Annotated in this window: 8 protein-coding genes, 1 tRNA gene, 1 rRNA gene and 1 other RNA gene; 2 read left to right on the top strand and 9 right to left on the bottom strand. The window is 39.0% G+C overall.

All coding sequences use genetic code 11. The features are described from left to right. The 8 genes from ETB99_RS14350 to tadA all read right to left on the bottom strand — a co-directional run. Nucleotides 1–120, bottom strand: a 16S ribosomal RNA gene (locus ETB99_RS14350); the annotation flags it as partial. A 182-nt stretch (nt 121–302) separates the two neighbouring features. Continuing rightward, nucleotides 303–569 carry a pro-sigmaK processing inhibitor BofA family protein gene (locus ETB99_RS14345; protein WP_035018392.1) on the bottom strand — a complete coding sequence of 89 codons (267 nt, stop codon included), beginning with the start codon at nt 567–569 and terminating at the stop codon, nt 303–305. An 86-nt stretch (nt 570–655) separates the two neighbouring features. After that, complete coding sequence (locus ETB99_RS14340; RefSeq protein ID WP_006323958.1) at nt 656–877, bottom strand: YaaL family protein; 222 nt, start codon at nt 875–877, stop codon at nt 656–658. Then, complete coding sequence (gene recR, locus ETB99_RS14335) at nt 877–1,473, bottom strand: recombination mediator RecR (protein ID WP_004888493.1); 597 nt, start codon at nt 1,471–1,473, stop codon at nt 877–879. The genes ETB99_RS14340 and recR overlap by 1 nt, the downstream gene beginning before the upstream one ends. Nucleotides 1,474–1,482: 9 nt before the next feature. Next, nucleotides 1,483–1,806: a YbaB/EbfC family nucleoid-associated protein gene (locus ETB99_RS14330; RefSeq protein ID WP_035018391.1), complete on the bottom strand. Its 324-nt coding sequence runs from the start codon at nt 1,804–1,806 to the stop codon at nt 1,483–1,485. Nucleotides 1,807–1,822: 16 nt separating this feature from the next. After that, entirely contained in the window at nt 1,823–3,502 is a 1,680-nt protein-coding gene (gene dnaX / locus ETB99_RS14325; protein WP_077429215.1) for a DNA polymerase III subunit gamma/tau, read from the bottom strand. A 108-nt stretch (nt 3,503–3,610) separates the two neighbouring features. Next, nucleotides 3,611–3,875: signal recognition particle sRNA large type (ffs, locus tag ETB99_RS14320), an RNA gene on the bottom strand. A gap of 73 nt (nt 3,876–3,948) precedes the next feature. Then, the gene (gene tadA, locus ETB99_RS14315; RefSeq protein WP_128999516.1) at nt 3,949–4,437 is read right to left on the bottom strand and encodes a tRNA adenosine(34) deaminase TadA; all 489 of its coding nucleotides are present in this window, start codon (nt 4,435–4,437) and stop codon (nt 3,949–3,951) included. Between the two features lie 135 nt (nt 4,438–4,572). On the opposite strand from tadA, the gene ETB99_RS14310 reads away from it, so the two are divergent. Both ETB99_RS14310 and ETB99_RS14305 read left to right on the top strand, forming a co-directional pair. Beyond that, nucleotides 4,573–5,211 (top strand): deoxynucleoside kinase, encoded by a 639-nt coding sequence (locus tag ETB99_RS14310; protein ID WP_128999517.1) that lies wholly within the window; start codon nt 4,573–4,575, stop codon nt 5,209–5,211. Then, the gene (locus tag ETB99_RS14305; RefSeq protein WP_171700909.1) at nt 5,208–5,876 is read left to right on the top strand and encodes a deoxynucleoside kinase; all 669 of its coding nucleotides are present in this window, start codon (nt 5,208–5,210) and stop codon (nt 5,874–5,876) included. Before ETB99_RS14310 ends, ETB99_RS14305 begins: the two co-directional genes overlap by 4 nt. Nucleotides 5,877–6,004: 128 nt before the next feature. Here the strand turns inward: ETB99_RS14305 and ETB99_RS14300 are convergent. Continuing rightward, nucleotides 6,005–6,097, bottom strand: a tRNA-Ser gene (locus ETB99_RS14300). Nucleotides 6,098–6,285 lie beyond the last annotated feature (188 nt).

Here is a 6,285-nt window from a genome sequence, read left to right as displayed (position 1 = left end):
TGTTACTCACCCGTCCGCCGCTAACGAATCAAAAGCAAGCTTTCGATTCGTCCGCTCGACTTGCATGTATTAGGCACGCCGCCAGCGTTCGTCCTGAGCCAGGATCAAACTCTCCATAGAAAGTTCATATCTCTAGCTTTTGCGCTGCTGTTTTGTTCAGTTTTCAATGAACAACAAAGACATGAATTATAATACTACAAAAAATATCATTCGTCAACATCTTTTTATTATCAACAACGACATTTAGTAATATATCATGAATGCGTATGTTCGTCAACAAAAAAATAAACGGATATGTCCGTTTATGAAATGACATATTGTTGAAGGAAAATGAGTGCTACAACACCAGGAATACCTAGAAATCCGGTAACCGCTACTGTAAACAAATTAATCGGCAGATGAATACCTAATACACCACCAACAACATTAATTAAAAAAATAAATAAAGCCCCGATCACTAAACGAGCAATTCCTTCTCCAATGAATCGAGTCAAGCGTATCGGAATACCAATAAGCAAAATAATGACAATTAAACTAACGATCGACACAATGACAACAGTTTCATTCATCATTTTCTCCCCTTCAAGCTGTTTTATTTTTAAATATATGCCCACCTCTTTTCTATATGACAAGCCCATATGAAAGGGAAGGGGAATCATCCCTTCCCAATTGTCACTTTTCGCTTTTTTGCTTCTCGAAGGAGAAATAAATATTTTGCTTCAGCAATTTTTAAATCGAAGATGACTTTGTCGGATGGTTCGACACTTTTTTCTATTAATTGTTTTTTTCCCATCCAATCATCACGATAACGTTGCAAACGTTCAATCAGCTGATCGTTAAATTGTTTACGTAGCCATCCTTTTTTCTTCCAAAACACTACAATTCCCTTCTTCCTTCAAGAGCTTTAGATAACGTCACTTCGTCCGCATACTCCAAATCGCCACCAACCGGTAACCCGTGAGCAATGCGCGTAATTTTTACACCCGTTGGTTTTAACAAGCGTGAAATATACATAGCGGTTGCTTCACCTTCGATGTTTGGATTCGTGGCTAAAATTACTTCCTGAACCGTTTCATCTTGAAGACGTCTAAGCAGCTCAGCAATTTTAATATCTTCCGGACCAATTCCTTCCATTGGTGAAATCGCACCATGTAACACATGATACAACCCGTTATATTCTTTCATTTTTTCCATAGCAATGACGTCTTTCGGATCTTGAACGACACAAATGATGGAACGATCACGCTTATCATCTTCGCAAATATAACAAGGATCTTTATCCGTAATATGGCCACACGATGAGCAATATGTTAAATTTCTTTTCGCATTTACAAGCGCTTTTGCGAAATCTAGTACTACATCTTCTTTCATGTTTAACACAAAAAACGCCAGACGGACGGCCGTTTTCGGTCCGATGCCTGGCAATTTCATAAAACTGTCGATTAGCTTCGATATCGGCTCTGGATAATACATACGAACCCCCTAGAATAATCCCGGTATGTTCAATCCTTTTGTAAACTGCCCCATTGTTTCTGCTGTTAACTCATCTACCTTTTTCAACGCATCATTCGTTGCTGCAAGCACTAAATCTTGCAACATGTCGATATCTTCTGGATCAACGACTTCCTCTTTAATTCTCACTTCTAAAATTTGTTTATGACCGTTCGCGACAACAGTAACCATTCCGCCTCCTGCTGTTCCTTCAACCGTTTTTTCTGCTAACTCTGCTTGCGCTTTCTCCATATCTTTTTGCATTTTTTGCATCTGTTTCATCATTTTTTGCATATTTCCCATTCCACGCATCATGTTCATCATTCCTCCATTATTCTTTAATTTCGATTAAATTTTCACCAAACCATTTTTTCGCTTCGGAAATGAATGGGTCTTCCTGCTCGTGTTGTTCATCCCCATTTGTTTGTTGCCGAATGAACTGCTCGCGAATTCGAAGCCATTCGCTTTCAGGAACAGGGATCGTATCGAGTTTTTTCCCTGTTAGCTCGAATAATACTTGCTCTAAATTATCTTTGACATAGTTGCTATTGTCAGCAACCATCTTACAATGAATTTCATATTTGAATTTTAACACAAAAGCTGTGCTACTTGCTGCTACAGGTTCACTTTCTTGTAATAATGCTGCATGGGACACTTTATTTTGCTTCTTCAGCAAATCAAGCACATGCCCCCAATTCCCTTTAACAAGAGATAAATGCTGATGCGTTGCTTGGCGAAGCACTTCATGAATGCGTCCTATTGGTATTTTATAGTCTGTGCGAATATTTTTTACCGTTTTTTTCACCGGTTCACTAACTTCCGAAGCAGAAGGCTTCACACCTGTTTCTTTTAGTTTCTCCAATTGTTGCTCAAGCTGTTTTACCTTCTCCTCTAAATCTAGGGAGGAAGTAGATTTTATCGCATGCTCCTCTTCATAACAAAGTTTTACGATCGTGACTTCCATATGAATACGTGGATGATTTGTCAAACGCATATCGTGTTGGCTTTTGCTTAACAAATCGATCGCTTCATATATGAACGATGTCGGAATCATGTCAGAAAGCTCTCGAAATCGCTCATCTACGAGCACGCGATGCGTCACATCCTCAAGCTGTGGCGCTGCTTTATATAAAAGCATATCTCGGTAATAATAAATTAAATCTTCGACAAGACGATTCGGATCTTTTCCTTGTTCCATTAAATCTTGAAAAAGACGTAATGCCTCAACCGTCTTTTTTTCATACATCGCATGAATTAAATCCGCAATTTTCCGCTGTGAGACAGCGCCTGTAACCGCTAACACATCTTCAAGTAACACCCGATCATCACTAAAAGAAATGGCTTGATCAAGCAAGCTTAACGCATCACGCATTCCACCATCAGCAGCACGCGCAATCGCAAACAATGCTTCTTCCTCTACATCTATCCCTTCTTCAGCAACAACCGTTTTTAAACGTGAAACGATGGATTTGAGCTCAATGCGCCGAAAATCAAACCGCTGACATCGAGAAACGATCGTTAACGGAATTTTGTGAGGCTCTGTTGTCGCTAAAATAAAAATGACATGTTTCGGTGGTTCCTCCAATGTCTTTAATAACGCATTAAACGCCCCAATGGACAACATATGCACTTCATCGATAATATACACTTTATAAGGTGCTGAGGTTGGGGCAAATTTCACCTTATCGCGAATATCACGAATTTCATCTACTCCGTTATTTGATGCTGCGTCAATCTCTAACACATCTGAAATCGAACCGTTCATAATGCCTAAACAAGTCGGACATTCGTTGCATGGCTCTGCTGTTGGACGATGCTCGCAGTTTACCGCTTTAGCGAAAATTTTAGCTATACTTGTTTTTCCTGTCCCACGTGGACCAGAAAATAAATATGCATGTGAAATCTTTTGTTGAAGCAGGGCATTTTGCAACGTTTTTGTGACGTGTTCTTGACCGACAACATCTTTAAAGCTTTGTGGCCGAAAAACACGATATAAAGCTCTATAACTCACGAAACTGCCCTCCTCTTTGCTTGTATCCTAATCATTATATCATTAAAAAACGCATGAAAAAAGCACTTGCCATTTGAGCAAGTGCCTGTGTCCTATCTATGTAAATTGCCGTGCACCTTCTGTCGACTAGCTGCCATAAACGTTACTAGAGTAGTTAGCTCGGTTCAGGCACCCCTGCGGCACATGGGATTGTCCGCTTACTGCTGCTTCCTTCCGGACCTGACAGGGTTCACGGATTCCCATTGCGCAGGACCCAAACGTCAACACCACTTACTCTAGGCAGACTCTACAGCAAACTAGCCTAAAGAAGGAATTCAGCCTCGCTAGAGCGGATTGCGAGTACAGGGCACCGCTACCTCCCCGCTTAGCACGGCAATGCGTTATCTCTAACGCAAGTATAAGTATATCTCTTTTTCATCCAAATTGCAACGACTACACAATGGAATTTAATTGGAATTAATACTACTTTTTTCTTCTTTTTTTCGTTGACGCAACTGTCGAAAAAATTCACTTAGCATATAGCCACATTGGTCAGCTAATACCCCACTAACAACTTCCGATTGGTGATTAAATCTCGGTTCTTGTAATAAATTCATTAATGTCCCTGCACATCCCCCTTTCGGATCGCTTGCCCCAAATACAACGCGTTTGATCCGAGACAGAACAATTGCCCCAGCGCACATGGCACAAGGTTCTAACGTCACATACAACGTTGCTTGTTCTAGTCGCCACGTTCCTAGTTTTTTACATGCTTCATCAATAGCTAAAAGCTCCGCATGAGCAATCGACCGCTGATCCCGTTCGCGCAAATTATGGGCTCGCGCAATCACTTGGTCGTTATATACAATAACAGCACCGATAGGCACTTCTCCTATTTTTTCTGCTTTCTTTGCTTCTTCGATCGCTAAATGCATGTAATACTCATCATTTTTCATCTTTTGAAACTCCCGTACCTTTTTATCATCTATAAAGTATATCAAAACAAAAAAGCAACATACAGACTAATCATTTTATGTTAAAATAAATTTTGTCTGTCTACACAGACGGTTTCACCTGAAGGAGGTTACACAATGTCCCGCGTGCCCTTTATTACTGTGGAAGGCCCAATTGGTGTTGGAAAAACATCATTAGCTAAGGTCATCTCAACCCATTTTCAATATGAGCTGTTAAAAGAAATTGTTGATGAAAATCCTTTTTTAGGTAAATTTTATGAAAACATCGAAGAATGGAGTTTCCAAACGGAGATGTTTTTTCTATGTAATCGCTATAAACAGCTAGAAGATGTCGAAAAAAATTTTTTAAACAATGGGAAACCGGTTGTAGCTGACTACCATATTTTCAAAAACTTAATCTTTGCTAAGCAAACGTTAAAAGGAAAGCAGTACGAAAAGTATGTACGAATTTATGACATTTTAACAAACGACATGCCAAAACCAAATGTCGTCATTTATTTGCACGCTTCATTATACACGTTGTTAGAGCGTATTGCTATGCGTGGTCGCGAATTCGAAAAAAACATTGACCCGAACTATTTACAACAACTATCTCATGCTTATGAACAAGCAATGGAACAATTTGAACAAGCCCATCCCCACATTCCTGTATTGCGATTTAACGGAGATGAACTTGACTTCGTTCATCGTGACAAAGATCGACTTTATATTTTAAATGAACTGCAATCTGTTCTCAAAAGGAGCTTAGAACAATGAACTTACGAGAAAAATATCATATTCCGAGCGATGCTGTCATTACCATTGCTGGAACGGTCGGTGTAGGAAAATCAACGATGACAAAAGCGTTAGCTGATGCGCTTCAATTTCGCACTTCTTTTGAAAAAGTAAATACAAATCCTTATTTAGATAAATTTTATGCCGACTTTAAACGTTGGAGCTTTCACCTTCAAATTTACTTTCTCGCTGAACGATTCAAAGAACAAAAACGTATTTTTGAATACGGAGGAGGATTTGTCCAAGATCGCTCCATTTATGAAGATACAGGTATTTTTGCAAAAATGCATTATGAAAAAGGTACGATGTCGAAAGTCGACTATGAAACGTATACAAGTTTATTTGAAGCGATGGTTATGACACCATATTTTCCTCATCCTGATTTACTTATTTATTTAGAAGGAAGTTTTGAGGAAATTATTAAACGTATTCGTGAGCGCGGTCGTCCAATGGAACAGCAGACGCCAATCGAATATTGGAAAGAAATGTATGAAAGATATGAGAGATGGATTAATAGCTTTAATGCTTGTCCTGTTTTGCGTATTAACATCAATGAATATGATATTATTCGTGATGCTCAATCAATCGAACCGATTGTCGCAAAAATTGGATATATGATCGAACAATATCGCACGTTAAAAAAATAAGGATGCCTAGTTCAGGCATCCTTTACTTTTTATTCTTATATAAAACAAAAATTCGTTACATATCGTAACGAATTATTTCAATAAACAATCTCCATTTTATGCGCTGTGGTTTGCAAACATCTAAATGATGGCGGAGGAGGAGGGATTCGAACCCCCGCGCGCCTTTCGACGCCTCTCGGTTTTCAAGACCGACCCCTTCAGCCAGACTTGGGTACTCCTCCGTATCGACATGTATTAATTTATCATAATGATCATCGTATGTCAATATTTTTTATAAAAAAGGTTTGAGTCAAGACTTTGTGGGAGATTTTTTTCTCGACCGATTTTTTTGGTTATATATGGTTTTATAAAATCGTTATATGTAAGCGCTTTTACTTACTCTCATCCTGTAGGTATGTGCGTTTTCTCT

The organism is Anoxybacillus sp. CHMUD (genome assembly GCF_013096965.1).
Taxonomy (GTDB): domain Bacteria; phylum Bacillota; class Bacilli; order Bacillales; family Anoxybacillaceae; genus Anoxybacillus; species Anoxybacillus kestanbolensis_A.
The sequence above is the reverse complement of the archived record's forward strand: the minus strand, read 5'-3'. Positions and strand labels throughout refer to the sequence as shown.